Source organism: Marichromatium gracile (assembly GCF_004343155.1).
GTDB lineage: Bacteria > Pseudomonadota > Gammaproteobacteria > Chromatiales > Chromatiaceae > Marichromatium > Marichromatium gracile.
Genome location: NZ_SMDC01000002.1, coordinates 54,583 through 69,583, shown reverse-complemented (window position 1 = coordinate 69,583; position 15,001 = coordinate 54,583). Strand labels below are relative to the sequence as shown.

Here is a 15,001-nt window from a genome sequence, read left to right as displayed (position 1 = left end):
CCGCGGGCTCCTCCTCGGTTGCCGGGTCGTGGTCACGCCCCGCCCTCCTGGCGCGGCGCGACCGGGGATGCGTCACGACGATGGCCGCGACGCCGTCCGGCCCTGGCGCACGGCCGGCTCCGCCGGCGCGCGCCTCAGTGCCGGCGTCCGGTCACCCCGGGGTCGACCGGGCGCAACCGCTGCAGATAGCGCGCGATGCGCCACCAGTCGCCGCGCGCCAGCGCCCCGCCCCCTTTGGCGAGCAGCCGTAGCCCCTCGCCGACCCGGGTGACCAGGCCCAGCGGCGCGAGCAGCGCCGGGCGCGAGAACAGCCGCACCGCGCGCTCGCTGATCAGCACCCGATAGACCCAGCGCGGCACGTGCTGGAAGGTGAACAGGTGCAGCAGGAAGTTGGGGTAGGTGCGACGGGGGGCGAAGAACGGCTTGCGATAGAGTGCCGGGCCGGTGTCGGTGAGCAGCCCCTCGGCGACGGCGCGGTCGTAGAGCGGGGTGTGGGGGTAGAACACCAGGTTCGAGACCGCCAGCCCGAACGGCTTGGGCAGCCGGTAGAGCAGCCGCACCGTGTCCATGGCGTCGGCCTCGGTCTCCCAGGGGTTGTCGGTGATGACGTGATAGTCCGGCGGCAGCAGGCGGTCGCGGTGACGGTGCAGCAGCTCGGCGGCGGCCACCACCCGCTCGTTGGACTCGGTGCGGTCGTAGAGACGCTTGATCCGCTCGCTGCCGCTCTGGATGCCGAACTCGACATAGACCAGCCCTGCATCGAGCAGCGCCAGCAGCTTGCGCTCGTTGAGCGTCGAGGGGCTGGCCTGGACGTAGAAGGGCAGACCGACGCGCTCGCGATAGCGCGCGGCGAAGTCCTCGATCTGGGCGCGGGGACGGGCGAAGAAGGTGTCGTCGAAGAACTGGAAGGCCTCGACGAAGGGGAAGCGCTCGCGCACCGCCACCAGCTCCGCGATCACCCGCTCGACACCGCGAAAGCGCAGATAGGGCACCCCGTCCTCGGCGCAGCGCGCCTTGATCGCCGAGACGCTGCAATAGGTACAGCGGTGCGGACAGCCGCGGTCGGTCATGGTGCGAAAGGCGCGTCTGAGGGTACCGCCCGGTCCCGGCAACAGCGGCAGGATCTCGCGCAGCAGCGCGTCGGTGAGCGGCCGGAGGCGCCCGGCGCGCGGATCGAGCACATAGTGATCGTCGTTGGAGAAGTCGAACGGCGGCAGACTGTCGAGATCGTCGATCAGCGGGCGCTGCGGGTTGCGGTGACGCTGCTCGCCCTCGCGCACCCAGAGCCCGCGCACCCGGCGGTGATCGGCGCCGCGCGCCAGACACTCGAGCAGCTCGACCAGGGTGTGCTCGCCCTCGCCGATCACCACCATGTCGGCGTGCTCGAGCGCCTCGTCGGGGCGACTCGAGGGGTGCACCCCGCCCCACACCAGCGGGGCGTCGTGGACCCGGCGCAGGTGCTCGGTGACCTGCAGCGCGCGGTCGAAGTACTGGGTCATGAACGACAGCCCGATCAGGTCGGCGTCGGCGCTCAGCGTCGCGAGATCGTCGAGCACCTCGGGCGGATAGTGATAGATCACCTCGCGATCGGCGCGCAGCCGGCCGATGCTGCCGGGCAGGAAGATCAACCGGCACTGGTGACCGCAGGCGCGGACATGGGCCGAGAGCGCGCGCACGTCGAAGGCGCTGATGTCGGGCGGGGTCGGGGTGATCAGGGTGAGCTTCATGCGGGCAGACCTCCGGGTGGGGCCGAGGGCGTCTCGAGCAGCAGCGGCGGCTCGCCCTCCTTGAGCGCGGTCATGCGACGCAGCGCGAGGAACGGCAGGTAATGACAGGGCTGCGCGATCACCCGCCGCTCGAGCAGCCGGGCATAGTCCTGGATCGCCGCGCCCAGCGCCGCCGGGTCGGCGGGGTCGGCGCCCCACTCGAGCGGCGCGCCGATCTCCAGCCGGCTGACCCCGGAGGGCTCGCGCACCAGAAAGGTCGGCAGCACCGCGCAACCGGTGCGCGCGGCGATGCGCAGCGCGCCGGTGGAGAAGCGCGCGCGCGCGCCGAGGAAATCGACCTCGGCCCAGTCGCTGCCGGCGGCGCCGTCGATGGCGATGCCGAGCACCTGATTGGCGCGCAGACAGGCGAAGGCCGGGCGCAACGAGCCGAAGGCGTCGATATGACGCACCGGCAGCGCGCACTCGTGCCGCCAGCGCAGCTCGAGGGTGCGCGCCTCCAGGGGCGAGAAGCGACGATGGCTGATGCGCTCGCGCCACACCAGCGGCGAGGCCCCCATCTGGCACATCCGGTAGCCGGCGTGACCGAGCGCGGGCATCGCCATCTGGTTGGCACCGAAGTGCGCGAGCAGCAGCATCGCGCCCTGACCGCGCGCCAGCGCGGCATCGAGTTCGGACCAGTCGTCGCAGCGCACGAAACCGGCCATCCGCGCCGGCCCGAGGCGCGGGAAGACCAGCACCTCCAGCTCGTTGCAGAGACGGTTCTGGAAGGCCCGGCGCACCCAGCGCCGGCGCCGCGGCAGCGCCGCCAGCGCCGGGGCGGCGGCCATCGCCGCGGCGAACTCGGCGGCCTTGCCGCGCGCCAGCAGCGCCACCACCGCGCCCAGCCCGCGCCCCAGCGCGTGCAGCCAGGACGGCGGCAACCGCTGCGCCAGCCAGCGCAGCGGATACCAGTGCAGCCACAGCAGCAGGTCCCGGATCAGCATCCGCGCCATCACAGATACCCCAGATCCTTGAGCCGTTCGTTGATACAGGCGCTCTCGGCCTCGCTGAAGGGCCGCGTCTCGCCGATGTCGAGGTCGTAGTCGGCGGTGCGCGGCGGGTGACGGGCGAGGAAATCCGCGCTCAGCGCCTCGGTCAGCACCCGCCCGTCCATGTGGCTCGGCACCGGCTCGCCGAGCAGCGCCATCAGCGTCGGGGCGACGTCGATGATGGCCGCCTCGTCGAATCCGGCGCCGGGGACGATGTCGGGACCGGCGAGCATCAGCACGCCGTTGGGCAGGTGGTTGCCCGACCAGCGGTGCGCGGTGGTCAGCGCGTCGGGCGCGGGACGGATGCCGAGAAAGCCGAGCTCCTGCTCGCCGACGCAGTAATAGCCGGGACTCCAGCGGATGATGATGTCCGGGGTCTGCGCCAGACAGTGCGGATAGACCTCCTCGCGCCGCCACACCCGCTCGATCAGGCGCGCCCCGGTGTCGGGGTCGCGCAGCCCCTCGAGCGCGGCGATCAGCCGCGCGCGCAGCGGCTCGTACTCGGACTCGGGCACCACCCCCTGCGGCTGACGTCCCTGCAGGTTGATCACCAGGTTGCCGTAACCGCCGACCGGGAAGACCTGGGTCCCGGCCATCGCGAAGGCATCCAGCCCCGGCGGCAGCGCGTCCCCGCCGCGCCGCCCGAGCAGCGCGCGCGCCAGGCGCCGCGCCGGCCCCGGGAGCAGCGCGCCGAGCCGCTCGCGCAGCGCCGGCGGGCGCGGCGCCCGGGGCGCGGCGGCGCGACGCAGATAGCCCTCGCGCGCCAGCCAGTGCTCGAGCCTGACCCCCTTGTAGAGCGGCCCGAAGCCGTGATCGGACATCACGCACAGGGTCACGTCCTCGGGCACCAGCGCCAGCAGCTCGCCGAGACGGCGGTCGAGATCCTCGTAGGCGCGCTCGACCAACTCGCCGTAACGGGCATGGTCGCGGGCGTTGTACTCGGGGTGGGCCGGATCACGGAACTTCCAGAAGTTGTGCTGGGCACGGTCGGTCGACTCGAACACCACCACGAACAGGTCCCAGGACTCGCGACCGAGCAGATGCGCGGCGGCGCGGAAGCGGTTCTCGGTGATCTCCTCGATGCTGCGCGCATAACGCCCGACGGCACGGCGCGAGAGCCGCCGCTCGACGCGTTCGAGACGGTAGCCGCCGGTGACCCGGTCGAGCTCCTCGCGAAACTCCGACGGATGGACGAAGGCGCTCTCCAGGCTCGGCGTGTCCATCCCCGAGACCATCACCCCGTTGATCGGGTCGGGCGGGAAGGTGAAGGGCACGTTGAGCACGCAGCTCCGACGCCCGCGCGCGCTCAGCAGGCTCCACAGCGGCGGTCGGCGACGGTAGGAGGCGTTGAAGAAGCGGGTCTCGTAGGAGCCGGCCTCGACCGGTCCGAAGAAGTCGTTGACCCCGTGCGCCCCGGGGGTGACCCCGGTCATGAACGAGGTCCAGGCCGGCGGGCTCAACTCGGGCACGCTGGAGTCGAGCGTGCCGCTCGCCCCGCGCGCGATCAGCCGCGCCAGATTGGGCAGCCGGCCGGCATCGAGCAGCGGCTGCATGATGTCGAAGGTGGCCCCGTCCATGCCGAAGACCATCACCCGGTTGTTGCTCTGCGTCATCTCGTCTCCCCCATGCCCCGGGCGCTCAGGCCCGGCTCAGTCGCCCGCCGCGAGCGAGCCGTCCGCCCAGCCCCCGCAACAGTCTCAGGTCCTCGGCCGCGAGACCGAGGCGCCAGCCCAGCGCCGCCAGCGCCAGCCCGACGCCCAGCCCGCACCACAGCGGCGCCAGCGCGCGCAGCCCGCTCAGCTCGCACCCCAGCACCACCACCACACCAGCCGCCGCCACCAGCAGCGGACGCCGGGCGAAGGGCTGCATCCCCAGCCGCGCCCGGACCATCAACAACCGCAGCCCGTTGAGCGCGACCAACGCGATGGCGGTCGCCAGCGCCGCGCCGAGCGGCCCGAGCAGCGGGATCAGCGCCAGGTTGAGCGCCAGGTTGAGCGCGATCGCGATCAGGTTGGCGAGCAGCTCCAGCCCCTGGTGACCGGTCATCGCCAGCACCTGACCGACCCCACCGCTGGCGCAGTTGAGCGCGTGACCGATCACCAGCACCGCCAGCACCCCGGCACCGGTGGCGACGAAGCCGGGGCCGAACAACGCCATCAACGGCTCGCGCGCGAGCACCGCCGCGCCCGCCAACGGCAACGCCAGCAGCGTCAGCCAGCGCGTGGTGGCACGATAGAGATGGGCGACGCGCGCCGGATCGGCGCCACCGTGGGCACTGGCGATCAGCGGCGCGAGGATGCTGTTGACCGAACTCATCAGCGTCGAGGACAACAGCCCGGCGAGGGCGAGCGCGGCGGCATAGACCCCGACCTCGGCGACCGACACCCAGTGACCGAGCAGCAGCAGGTCGAGCGAGCCCATCAGCATCGCGGCGAAGCCGCTCAAAAACAGCGGCAGCGAGTAGCGCAGCACCACCCCGGCGCCCGGCGCGGGCGCGACGGCGGCGGACGGCGTGCGCGGCGCGCGCAGCGCGGCGCCGAGCTGACGGCGCAGCGCCAGCAGGATCAGCGCCAGCGCCACGCCATAGGCCAGCACCATCCCCCAGATCACCGCCCCGAGGCTGCCGCCGAGCAGATAGCCGCCGAGCGCGGCGCACAACAGCAGCGCCGGCAGCGCGAGCTGCTCGACCAGGGTCGCGTAACGGGTGGTGTGGAAGCCGCGGCTGGTCTCGACCCCGACGCGCAGCAGCGCCAGCGCCGGGATGGCGAAGGCGATACGTTGCAGGTGCGGGGCGAGCGTGGGATCGCCGAACCAGCCGATGGCGAGGGCATCGGCGCCGTGGAAGAGGGCCAGGGCCCAGAGCAGCGAGAGCGCCAGCGGGATCGAGAACACGGTACGCAACAGCGCCGGGATGGTCTCGGGGCGACCCTCGCCGAGCGCCAGCGCGAGAAAGCGCATGCCGCCGCGCGCCAGCCCGGCCACCGCCAGGGTGCGGGCGAACTCGCCGACGAGCAGACAGAGCGCCAGCGCGCCGAAGGCCGCCTCGCCGAACAGTCGGGTGACCAGCACCCTGAGGGCGAAGCCCAGCCCCTTGCCGGCGAAGGTGCCGGCGAGGGTGATCAAGGAGCCGCGCGCGGCCACGCCCAACGCGCCGTCGCCCTGGTGCGAGCCGGTCACCGCACGACCACCCTGGATGGATCAATCCCGACCACTGCGTGTTCTCCCGACCGTTCAAGCCCTCACGCCAAGTCGGCCGCATCCTGACCGGCCCGCGCCGGCGGGATACCGACGGATCGCGACCTTGCGATAGATAGAAGGATAACAGCAGCGCCCCGGACCGACCTTGTTCCAGCGCAGCTCGCGCACACGCCGCGCAACCATCGCCACTGGACCTGACACCCGCAGCCGACCGACAATAGACCGATGCCACCCCGCTCTCGGGAGCGCCGATGACACCATCCAGCCGCCTCGCGACCCTGGCCCTGTTGCTGACGAGCCAACTGCTGCCGGCCTGCGCCCCCGAGAGCGGCCCCCGACCGCCACCCTGGGGCCGACCCGCCGCCCCCATGGCCGAGCGCCCGGCACAAGGTCAGGCTCAGCGCCCGGTCATGGCACGAGTGGAGCGGGTCGAGGGCGAGCGGGTGCACCTGATCAGCGCCGACGGGCGCGCCCTCACACGGACGCTCGGCGGACTGCGGCTGCTGCGTCACAGCCGCGTCGACCCCGCCGCGCTCACCCCGGGCGAGCGGGTGGTGGTCCCCCAGGGAGGCGCGGGACGGGGTCCGCTGCGCGGACGCGTGGTGGCCGGCACGCCGCCGCGGATCGAGACGCCCGGCGGCGAGACCCGAGCGCTCCCGACCGGCGCCCTGGTGTTGCGCGAACACGAGATCGGACGCGACGCGCTGACCCCGGGGACCCGGGTGCGCCTGACCCCGAACGCGCTGATCGTCGTCGACGGCGGCCCGGGAGGCGCACGCCCGCCAGGCGCGCCGAGCGTGCGCCCCGCCCTGGCCGGCGCACCGGCGCGGGCGGCGGCGCAACGCCCGACGGTCTCGCTGCCGATGCCCGAGACGGCGCCCGAGGACCACTTCGACCGGGCCCGGATGCAGGCCTCGCTGGACTCGCCCTTCGGCTTCTTCGACCCCAACATGCTGCGCTTCCGGCACACCTCCTGGAACCAGGGCTATGGCGAGACCATGCGCGCGCTCGGCGCCCACTGGGCGTCACAGGGCGCGACCTTCGCCTTCAGCTGGAACCTGGTGCAGGGGCGCGACGCCGACGGCGGCTGGGCCGGCTACGACTGGAGCCGGCTCGACGCCCTGGTGCGCTACAGCCAGGCCAACAACATCCATCTGGTGCCCATCCTCACCGCCTCGCCGCCGCAACCGACGGGCCAGCGCATGGCGCGCTCGATCCCGCGCAAGCCCGATGACACCGCCGCCTACAGCGCCTTCGTGCGCGCCGCGGTGGAGCGCTACGACGGCGACGGGCGCGCCGACATGCCCGGCCTGCGCGCGCCGATCCGGCGCTGGGCGGTGGAGAACGAACCCTATGCCAAGCGCTACTGGCAGGGCGACGGCGCCGACCTCGCCGACACCCTGATCCTCGCCCATCGCGCGATCCGCGCCGCCGACCCCGGCGCCGAGGTGATCGCCGGCATGGTGCGCGGTCCCGGCTGGCACGGCGACACCGACCCGCGCCGCTTCATGGATGCCTTCTTCGACCGGCTCGGCGCCCGCGCCGGGGGCGAGCGCCCCTATGACTATCTCGACCAGCACTGGATCGGCACCGCCCCGGGGGTGGCGCTCGAGCGCCAGTACGCCGAGCTGCGCACCTGGATCGACGACCTCGAGCGCGCCGCCGCGCGCAACGGCTTCGCGCCCGCGCCACTGGTCGCGCTCGAGCATGCCGGGCGCCATCAGGACGAGCGCGCCCAGGCCGAGGACGTGGTCAAGCGTCACGCCTATCTGCTCGGCTCCGGGTTCCGCCTGACCCTGTGGTCGGGGCTGCGCGCCGCCCCCGAGCGTGGCGCCAGCCCGGGCGACGGCTACTTCCGTCAGGTCACCCTGATCGACGCCGACGGGCGGCGCAAACCGGCCTATCACGCCTATCGGCGGATGACCGAGCGGCTCGACGGCTGCGACTGGCGGCGCACCCGGCTGCTGCGCGACGAACAGGGTCTGGTGGTGGTGCGCTTCCACTGTCACGACGCACCACTGCTGGTGGCCTGGAGCGACCGCTCGGGCGGCAGCGCAGCGGTACGCATCCCCATCGAGCACCCCGGGGTGAGGCGGGTGCGGGTCGAGTCGGCGCTGCCCGACAGCGGCCCCTCACCGCGCACCCTGGCGCTGGAGGACGGCGCGATCCGACTCGACCTCGACGCCACGCCACGCTACCTGAGCCCGGATGGACCGACTGGCGACGCCCCTTAACGCCACCCTGCAGCTCGCGCTCGCGCTACCCGCGGTGCTCGCCATCCTGATCTCGCCCTGGCTCGGGCTCGGGCTGGTCGCGCTGCTGTGGTTCTATGCCGCGAGCCTGCGCTGGCCGCTGACCGGTTTCCTGGTGGTCTATGGCGCGGCGCTGCTGATGAACATCAACCTGATCACCGACTCGCCGCTACGCGCGCTCGGCGAGCGCTACCCGCTGGCCCTCGGGCTCGCGCCGCTGCTGCTGCCGCTGCTTGCCGCGCGGCTGCTCGCCCGACGCGTGCCCGGCGCCGCCCCGACGATCGCCCCGCTCGACACCCTGCCGCCGCTGCTGCTGCTGTGGATGCTCGCCAGCTACGGTTGGAGCCTCGACCCGCTGCACGGCACGAGCATGGGGTTGAACCTCGCCTTCGGGGTCGGACTCTATTTCCTCATCCAGCTCTATGTCACCGACCGCCGCGCCCTCACCCTGACCCTCGGCTTCACCTTCGTCTGGGGCCTGGCGCTGGCACTGATGCTGGTGCTCTCCAACAAGATCGACACCAGCCCGCTGCAGGCGCTGCAGGTCCGGCTCGGCGCCGACTGGCGCTTCGAGCCCTCGCTGATCCTCTACGGCACCCGCGCCGGCGGCTTCGCGCCGCCGCAGATCGCCGGCACCGTCACCACCTTCGTGTTCATGGCCGGCTGCGCGCTCTGGCCCGAGTGCGGCGGGCGCGCCCGGCTGGTGCTCGCGCTGAGCGCCCCCTGGCTGATCTCCAACCTGCTGGCCACCGGCTCCAAGGGCGCCGCCGGCGCCTTCGTCATCGCCGTCTCGACCTTCATCGCGCTCTACCCCGGGTTGCGCGGGCGACGGTTGCTGACCGGGCTCGGCTTCCTCGTCGCGCTGGTCGCGATCATGGCCTTCAACGTGGTGGTGTTCAGCGCCGACCGGCTGGCCTCCGGGGCCGAGGTCAACGAGCTCTCCATCACCTTCCGGCTGGAGTTCTGGGAGGCCGGACTGGCGCTGCTCGGCGAGCGCTGGATCGGCGCCGGGCTCGGCGGCTTCGCCCATCTCGTCGACCCCTGGCCGGGGGCGCACAACTACTATTTCAGCATCCTCTTCGACGCCGGTCCGGTCGGCACCCTGTTGCTGCTCGGTTTCGTGCTCGGGGTGGTCGTCGAGCTGGCGCGCGCGCTGCGCGAGACCCGCGACCCGCGGCTGCGCCGCTATCTCTACTGTCTCGCCACCGCCCTGCTGGCACTGTTGATCCACGCCACCGTCGACTTCTCCTACGATTCGGCCTTCAGCTGGATGCTCTACGGGCTGATCGTCGCCACCGTGCGGATCGCGCGACGCGAGGCCGCCAGCCGCTATAATGGGCCGCCGCCGACCGCACACGCGCCGACAACCTCCGCCGCGGTCGTCCCCGACCCAGAGCATGACGACGCCACGAGATGGAGCTGATACAGATCCGCGACCTGCTGATCCGGCGTCGCCGCACGCTCGCCACCCTGTTCCTCGCCGTGGTGGCGCTGGTCGCGCTCTTCACCCTGGCGAGCGCGCCGACCTATCGCTCGACCGCGCTGGTGCTGGTACGCGAATCGCCCGGCGCCAACACCCTGCTCGCCGCGCTCGGCATCCCCACCGCCAGCCTCACCAGCAGCGACGACTTCGACGCCGACACCGAGATCTCGCTCGGCCAGCTCGAACCCTCGCTCGACCGGGTGATCGCCACGCTCGGGCTCAGCGATGATCAGGGCGAACCGCTCACCGCGCGGCGGCTGATCAAGGGCGGGCTGCTGCCGCGCCTGACCCCGCGTCCACACCTCGACATCGATCAGCTCGAGGACGGCCGGGTGGTCGAGATCGTCGGCTGGAGCGGTGAGCGCGATCAGGCCGCGGCACTGGCCAACGGACTCGCCGAGGCCTATATCGCCAGCCAGGTCGAGCTCCAGCAGGCCGATCTGGCGCGTGCCCGCGCCTTCGTCGACGAACGCCTCGGCGCGGTGCGCGACGACTATCTCGCCGCCCTCGCCGCCCAGCGCGCCTTCGTCACCGAGACCGGGGCGATCGACCTCGACGCCCAGATCGAGACCCTGGTCACCAAGCTCGGCGCACTGCGCACCCAGGCCGAGGAGAACCACACCGAGCAGGCCGCGCTCGCCGCCGAGCTGGCCGCGCTCGACACCGAGCTGGCGCGCACCGGGGCGGCACGCAGCGCCGATCAGGCCCAGGCCAACAGCGAGCACATCCGCACCCTCAAGGCCGACCTCAACGACCTGCTCCAGGAGCTTGCGGCGCTGCGCGTCGACAGCACCGAGGCATCCTCCGAGTACCGTCGGCTGTTCGCCCAGATCGAGCGGCTGCGCGAGCTGATCGTCGCCGAGGCACGGGCGGTGGTCGGCGGCGGCGGCGAGACCCTGGGCTTCTACGAGGAACTCGGCGCTCGGCGCACCGAGCAGCAGGTGGCGCTGGCGATCAGCGAGGCCGAGGGCCGCCAGATCGCCCACACCATCGCGGAGTACCGCAACCGGGTCGACACCCATGCCGCGCTGCTCGAGCGCCAGGCCGAGCTGGACAGCGAGCTGGAGGTGAGCGAGGCGATCCATGGCCGGATGCTCGAGGCACAGCGGCAGCTCGGGCTTGCCGCGGCGCTGGTCGCACCGACCCACGTGCTGGTCCAGCGGGCCACGCCGACCACCCGCCCGGCCAGGCCGAGCCTCGCGCTCAATGCCGTGGTCGCGGTGTTGCTCGGCGGCTTCTGGGCGCTCGGCATCGCCCTGATCGAGGACCTGTTCGACGACTCGGTACGCGACCCGGCGGCGCTGCGCGGCCCGCCCCTGCTCGCCCGGCTGGTGCGGGTACGCCGCGGCGCGCGTCCAGCGCGGGCGTGGCGCGAGCCGCTGCGCGCACTGCGCAACCGGCTGCGCGAGCGGCTCGACGGCCAGCTGCCCCGGCGGCTGGCGCTGGTCGGACCCTGTCGCGGCGACGGGCGCAGCACCCTGCTCGCCGCACTCGCCGAGCAGTGCGCCGGCGACGGGCTGCGGGTGCTCGCGCTGGAGCTCGACCTGCGCGCCCCCGACCTCGCCTCACGCCTCGATGCCGCACCGCAGCCCGGGCTGGTCGGGCACCTGTGCGAGGGCGTGGCGCTCGAGCGCTGCATCGTCCCCACCCGCGTGCCCGGGCTCGATCTGCTCCCCGCCGGCGCCGCCCTCGACGATCCGGCACCGCTCCTCGCTGAGGCCCGGCTCGGCGCGCTGCTCGCCCGTCTCGACGAGGACTACGACCTGATCCTGATCGACACCCCGCCGCTGCGCGCGAGCGAGGACGCCATCCAGGTGCTGGCGCTGGTCGAGCACGCGCTCCTGGTGGTCGCCGCCGGTCGCACCCCGCTGCGCGCGGCGCGCGCAGCGCTCGAGCGGCTCTCGCGACGCGCGCCGCTCGGCCTGGTGCTGACCGCCGTCGACCCACTCGAACACCGTTATCTGCACTGAGCCCGGATGCACCGATGACCACCACTCACACGCCTTCGCCCCGTGCCCGCTGGAGCGCCGCGCTCGCGCTGATCGGCCTGATCGCGCTCGGCGCCGGCTGCGCGCTGGTCCCCGGCACCCGGATGGTGACCTTCGACAAGCCACGCAGCGCCGCCGAGGAACCCCCGGTCGCCGCCCAGGCCGAGATCCACCCGATCACCTTCAAGCTGATCCGGCAACTCAGCACACCGCCACCCAGCCCGCTCGACAACCCGGCGCTGGAGCGCGAGATCGCCGACTATGCCTATCGCGTCGGCAAGGGCGATATCCTCAACATCATCGTCTTCGAGCACGAGGAGCTGACCATCCCCGCCGGCTCCTATCGCAGCGCCGCCGAGTCCGGCACCTGGGTCCACAGCGACGGCACCCTCTACTTCCCCTATGTCGGCAAGCTCGCGGTCGCGGGACTGACCCTGGAAGAGGTGCGCCTGCGTCTCACCGAGGCGCTCTCGGAGTACATCGAGGAGGTCAAGGTCGAGGTCAACGTCGCCGCCTTCAACGCCAAGCGGGTCTATGTCACCGGCGAGGTCAGGGAGCCGGGACCGCGCCCGCTCACCAACATCCCGCTGACCCTGCTCGATGCCATCAACCACGCCGGCGGCCTGACCGAACACGCCGACTGGGACAACGTGGTGCTGAGCCGCCGCGGCGCGGAGCAGCGGATCTCGCTGCAGGCGCTGCTCCAGCACGGGGTGCTCACCGAGAACCGGCTGCTGCGCGCCAACGACATCATCCACGTGCCGCGCAACGACACCCTCAAGGTGTTCGTGCTCGGCGAGGTGCGCCAACCGACCACCCTGGTCATGGGCCGCAACGGCATGCGCCTGACCGAGGCGCTGAGCAGCGTCGGCGGGCTCAACGAGGGCAGCGCCGACGCCACCGGGGTGTTCGTCATCCGCCCCGGCGGCGAGACGCGACCGATCCAGATCTATCAGCTCGACCTCCGCGACGCCACCGCAATGGTGCTCGGCGCCCAGTTCCGGCTCGCGCCGCGCGACGTGGTCTATGTCACCGCCGCGCCGCTGGCACTGTGGACCCGGGTGGTCGACAACCTGCTGCCCTCGCTACAGGGCTACGACCTGATCAACCGCAACATCAACGTCAACACCCGCTGACCCCGGCGCCCCATTCGCGATAGCTGCGACGGATCTCGGGGAGATACGCGGTCACGCCCCGCGCAAGGTCGTACTCGGGGGCGTAGCCGAGCGCCGCGCGGGTGGTCTCCAACTCGGCCCGGGTATGGGTCTGGTAGGCGTGGTGGGGGTTGTCGATGTAGTCGATCGGCAGCGCCGTGCCCAGACCCTGCTGGAGCAGCTCGAGCACCCGGGCGAAGGACTCGGCACGACCGCTGCCGACGTTGAACACCCCGCTGACGCGACCCGCGGCGGCGGCGAGCACCGCGCGCACCACGTCCTCGACATGGACGAAGTCGCGCAGGATGTGCTCCGAGCCGTGGAACAAGCGGGGCGCGCGCCCGGCGAGCAGCTGGTGGCCGAGCTGCAGCACCATCGAGGCGGTGGTGCCCTTGAAGTACTCGCGCGGCCCGTAGACGTTGAAGAAGCGCAGCCCGGCGACGGCCAACCCGGGATGCTCCTGACGGAAGCGCGCCGCCATCTGGTCCATCTTCAGCTTGCTGAAGCCATAGGGGGTGTCGGGGGCCTCGTGACCGATCCGCTGCGGCGCCGGAGCGGCACCATAGGTCGCGGCCGAGGAGGCGTAGACCAGATCGGCGCCGCGGCGCGCGGCCAGACCCAGCAGGTCGGCGAAGACATTGACGTTAGCGCGCAGGATCGCCGCCTGGTCGTAGACCCGGGTGTCGGAGACGGCGGCGAAGTGCAGGATCAGGTCGTAGCGCAGGCGCTGCAGCCGGGCGAGGTCGCGCGGCTCGGTGAGATCACCGCAGATCAGCTCGCCGGCGAAGTCGATCAGGTTGAGATAGTGCCCGAAGGCGCGCGGGCCGGGGGCGTCGGCGGCGGCGCCGAAACAGTCGACCACCACCACGCGACACCCGGGGTGGTGGCGCTGCAGGTGCAGCGCGACATTGCTGCCGATGAAGCCCGCCCCACCGGTTACCAGCACCGTCTTGCCGTCGAGACCGCGCGGCGATTGTCCCTGTGCCATGCTCACCTCCACTCAGCCGATCCGCACCATCACCTTGCCGTCGGTCCGCTGCACCGAGGTCGCCAGCGCGCTGATCGCCTCGGCGAACGGGTAGCGCGCGGTGATCATCGGCGCGACCTCGAGCCGACCACTAGCGAGCAACCGGATGATGCCGTCGTAGATGCCGTAGCCGGCGTGACCGCGCCCGCCCTGGATGGCGTTGGCACCGCTCACCAGCCCGTTGAGCTGTACCGGGGTCTCGGTGGCGGCGCGCCCGAGATAGACGATCTGGCCGCCGGGGGCGAGCGAGGACTGCATCTCGGGGACGGTCTCCCCGGCCGCACCCGCCGCCTCGACCTGGATCTCGGCACCGCGCCCGGCAGTGTGCTCGCGCACCAGGTCGCGCGGCCTGACGCCGTCGCGACGCAGCGCCGCGGTGTCGTAGACGCGATCGGCCCCCAGCGTCTCGGCGATCGCCAGGCGTTCGACGATGGGGTCGAAGGCGATCACCTGACTGGCCCCCGCCAGGCGCGCCAGGGCGATGGCGCCGAGTCCGATGGGACCGGCGCCATGGACCACCACCACCGCCCCGGGACGGAAGCCACCGGCACAGACGAACAGCCCGTTGTAGGCGCAGCCCAGCGGCTCGATCAGCGCCGCCACCTCGAACAGTCGGGTGTCGTCATAGCGCCCGGCGAGCGCGGCGAGCGACCAGCACTGACGCTCGTCGACGGCGACGTACTCGGCCAGCGCGCCGTCGGTGGTGATCCCGGTCAGCTCCACCCGATCGCACTGGTTGAAGGCGCCGCTGCGACAGGGCGTGCAGCAGCCGCACCAGACGATGCTCTCGGCGGCGACCAGATCGCCCTCGCGCAACCCGCGCACCGCGCGCCCGACGCGCTCGACCACCCCGGCGTACTCGTGGCCGATGATGCAGGGCAGCGCCGCCGGCCCGGAGAACATCAGATAGCCCTCGGCGTCGGTCTGGTAGAGATGGCTGTCCGAGCCGCAGATGCCGCAGCACACCACCCGCACCAGCACCTCGGTGTCGCCGATCTCCGGGACCGCGACCTCGGCGAGCGCGAAGCTCGGATCGCGCCACACCTGGCTGGCGCAGTCGGCGCGACGCCGCTCCAGCTCGCGCGCGCTCGGCGCGTACCCCGGTCTGGGATCCCAGACCGCCGTTGCCATCAATGCCTTCATC

At 72.4% G+C, this 15,001-nt stretch carries 10 protein-coding genes; 4 read left to right on the top strand and 6 right to left on the bottom strand.

The window, feature by feature from the left end; translation table 11 throughout:
• Positions 1–134: 134 nt before the first annotated feature.
• The 4 genes from EDC29_RS03315 to EDC29_RS03300 are packed head-to-tail and all read right to left on the bottom strand — an operon-like array spanning position 135 to position 5,932.
• Positions 135–1,727, bottom strand: coding sequence for a B12-binding domain-containing radical SAM protein (locus tag EDC29_RS03315; RefSeq protein ID WP_132228560.1), 1,593 nt, complete (start codon positions 1,725–1,727; stop codon positions 135–137).
• The gene (locus tag EDC29_RS03310) at positions 1,724–2,719 is read right to left on the bottom strand and encodes a lysophospholipid acyltransferase family protein (RefSeq protein ID WP_132228558.1); all 996 of its coding nucleotides are present in this window, start codon (positions 2,717–2,719) and stop codon (positions 1,724–1,726) included. Before EDC29_RS03310 ends, EDC29_RS03315 begins: the two co-directional genes overlap by 4 nt.
• On the bottom strand, positions 2,719–4,368 hold the full coding sequence (locus EDC29_RS03305) for an alkaline phosphatase family protein (RefSeq protein WP_132228556.1): 1,650 nt from the start codon (positions 4,366–4,368) through the stop codon (positions 2,719–2,721). Before EDC29_RS03305 ends, EDC29_RS03310 begins: the two co-directional genes overlap by 1 nt.
• A gap of 25 nt (positions 4,369–4,393) precedes the next feature.
• On the bottom strand, positions 4,394–5,932 hold the full coding sequence (locus EDC29_RS03300) for a lipopolysaccharide biosynthesis protein (RefSeq protein WP_165913428.1): 1,539 nt from the start codon (positions 5,930–5,932) through the stop codon (positions 4,394–4,396).
• 272 nt (positions 5,933–6,204) lie between these two features.
• Between EDC29_RS03300 and EDC29_RS03295 the strand changes: the two genes are divergently transcribed.
• Genes EDC29_RS03295 through EDC29_RS03280 form a run of 4 tightly spaced genes read left to right on the top strand, consistent with a single transcriptional unit; the run spans position 6,205 to position 12,812 of the window.
• Positions 6,205–8,187 (top strand): glycoside hydrolase family protein, encoded by a 1,983-nt coding sequence (locus tag EDC29_RS03295; RefSeq protein ID WP_132228551.1) that lies wholly within the window; start codon positions 6,205–6,207, stop codon positions 8,185–8,187.
• Positions 8,162–9,628 (top strand): O-antigen ligase family protein, encoded by a 1,467-nt coding sequence (locus EDC29_RS03290; protein ID WP_132228549.1) that lies wholly within the window; start codon positions 8,162–8,164, stop codon positions 9,626–9,628. The genes EDC29_RS03295 and EDC29_RS03290 overlap by 26 nt, the downstream gene beginning before the upstream one ends.
• Positions 9,619–11,658, top strand: coding sequence for a GumC family protein (locus tag EDC29_RS03285; RefSeq protein ID WP_132228547.1), 2,040 nt, complete (start codon positions 9,619–9,621; stop codon positions 11,656–11,658). Before EDC29_RS03290 ends, EDC29_RS03285 begins: the two co-directional genes overlap by 10 nt.
• A 14-nt stretch (positions 11,659–11,672) precedes the next feature.
• Entirely contained in the window at positions 11,673–12,812 is a 1,140-nt protein-coding gene (locus EDC29_RS03280; protein ID WP_123143353.1) for a polysaccharide export protein, read from the top strand.
• Here EDC29_RS03280 and rfaD read toward each other — a convergent pair.
• Entirely contained in the window at positions 12,799–13,818 is a 1,020-nt protein-coding gene (gene rfaD / locus EDC29_RS03275; protein WP_132228545.1) for an ADP-glyceromanno-heptose 6-epimerase, read from the bottom strand. The genes EDC29_RS03280 and rfaD overlap by 14 nt on opposite strands.
• Before the next feature lie 12 nt (positions 13,819–13,830).
• Positions 13,831–15,000, bottom strand: coding sequence for a scyllo-inosose 3-dehydrogenase (gene iolM, locus EDC29_RS03270; protein ID WP_132228543.1), 1,170 nt, complete (start codon positions 14,998–15,000; stop codon positions 13,831–13,833).
• Between the last annotated feature and the right edge of the window lies 1 nt (position 15,001).

What these genes read in the sequence shown, in the direction of transcription:
- EDC29_RS03315 (WP_132228560.1), bottom strand. Translation starts at nt 1,727, where the DNA reads ATGAAGCTCACCCTGATCACCCCGACCCCGCCCGACATCAGCGCCTTC.
- EDC29_RS03285 (WP_132228547.1), top strand. Translation starts at nt 9,619, where the DNA reads ATGGAGCTGATACAGATCCGCGACCTGCTGATCCGGCGTCGCCGCACG.
- EDC29_RS03290 (WP_132228549.1), top strand. Translation starts at nt 8,162, where the DNA reads ATGGACCGACTGGCGACGCCCCTTAACGCCACCCTGCAGCTCGCGCTC.
- EDC29_RS03295 (WP_132228551.1), top strand. Translation starts at nt 6,205, where the DNA reads ATGACACCATCCAGCCGCCTCGCGACCCTGGCCCTGTTGCTGACGAGC.
- EDC29_RS03305 (WP_132228556.1), bottom strand. Translation starts at nt 4,368, where the DNA reads ATGACGCAGAGCAACAACCGGGTGATGGTCTTCGGCATGGACGGGGCC.
- EDC29_RS03280 (WP_123143353.1), top strand. Translation starts at nt 11,673, where the DNA reads ATGACCACCACTCACACGCCTTCGCCCCGTGCCCGCTGGAGCGCCGCG.
- EDC29_RS03310 (WP_132228558.1), bottom strand. Translation starts at nt 2,719, where the DNA reads ATGGCGCGGATGCTGATCCGGGACCTGCTGCTGTGGCTGCACTGGTAT.
- iolM (WP_132228543.1), bottom strand. Translation starts at nt 15,000, where the DNA reads ATGAAGGCATTGATGGCAACGGCGGTCTGGGATCCCAGACCGGGGTAC.
- rfaD (WP_132228545.1), bottom strand. Translation starts at nt 13,818, where the DNA reads ATGGCACAGGGACAATCGCCGCGCGGTCTCGACGGCAAGACGGTGCTG.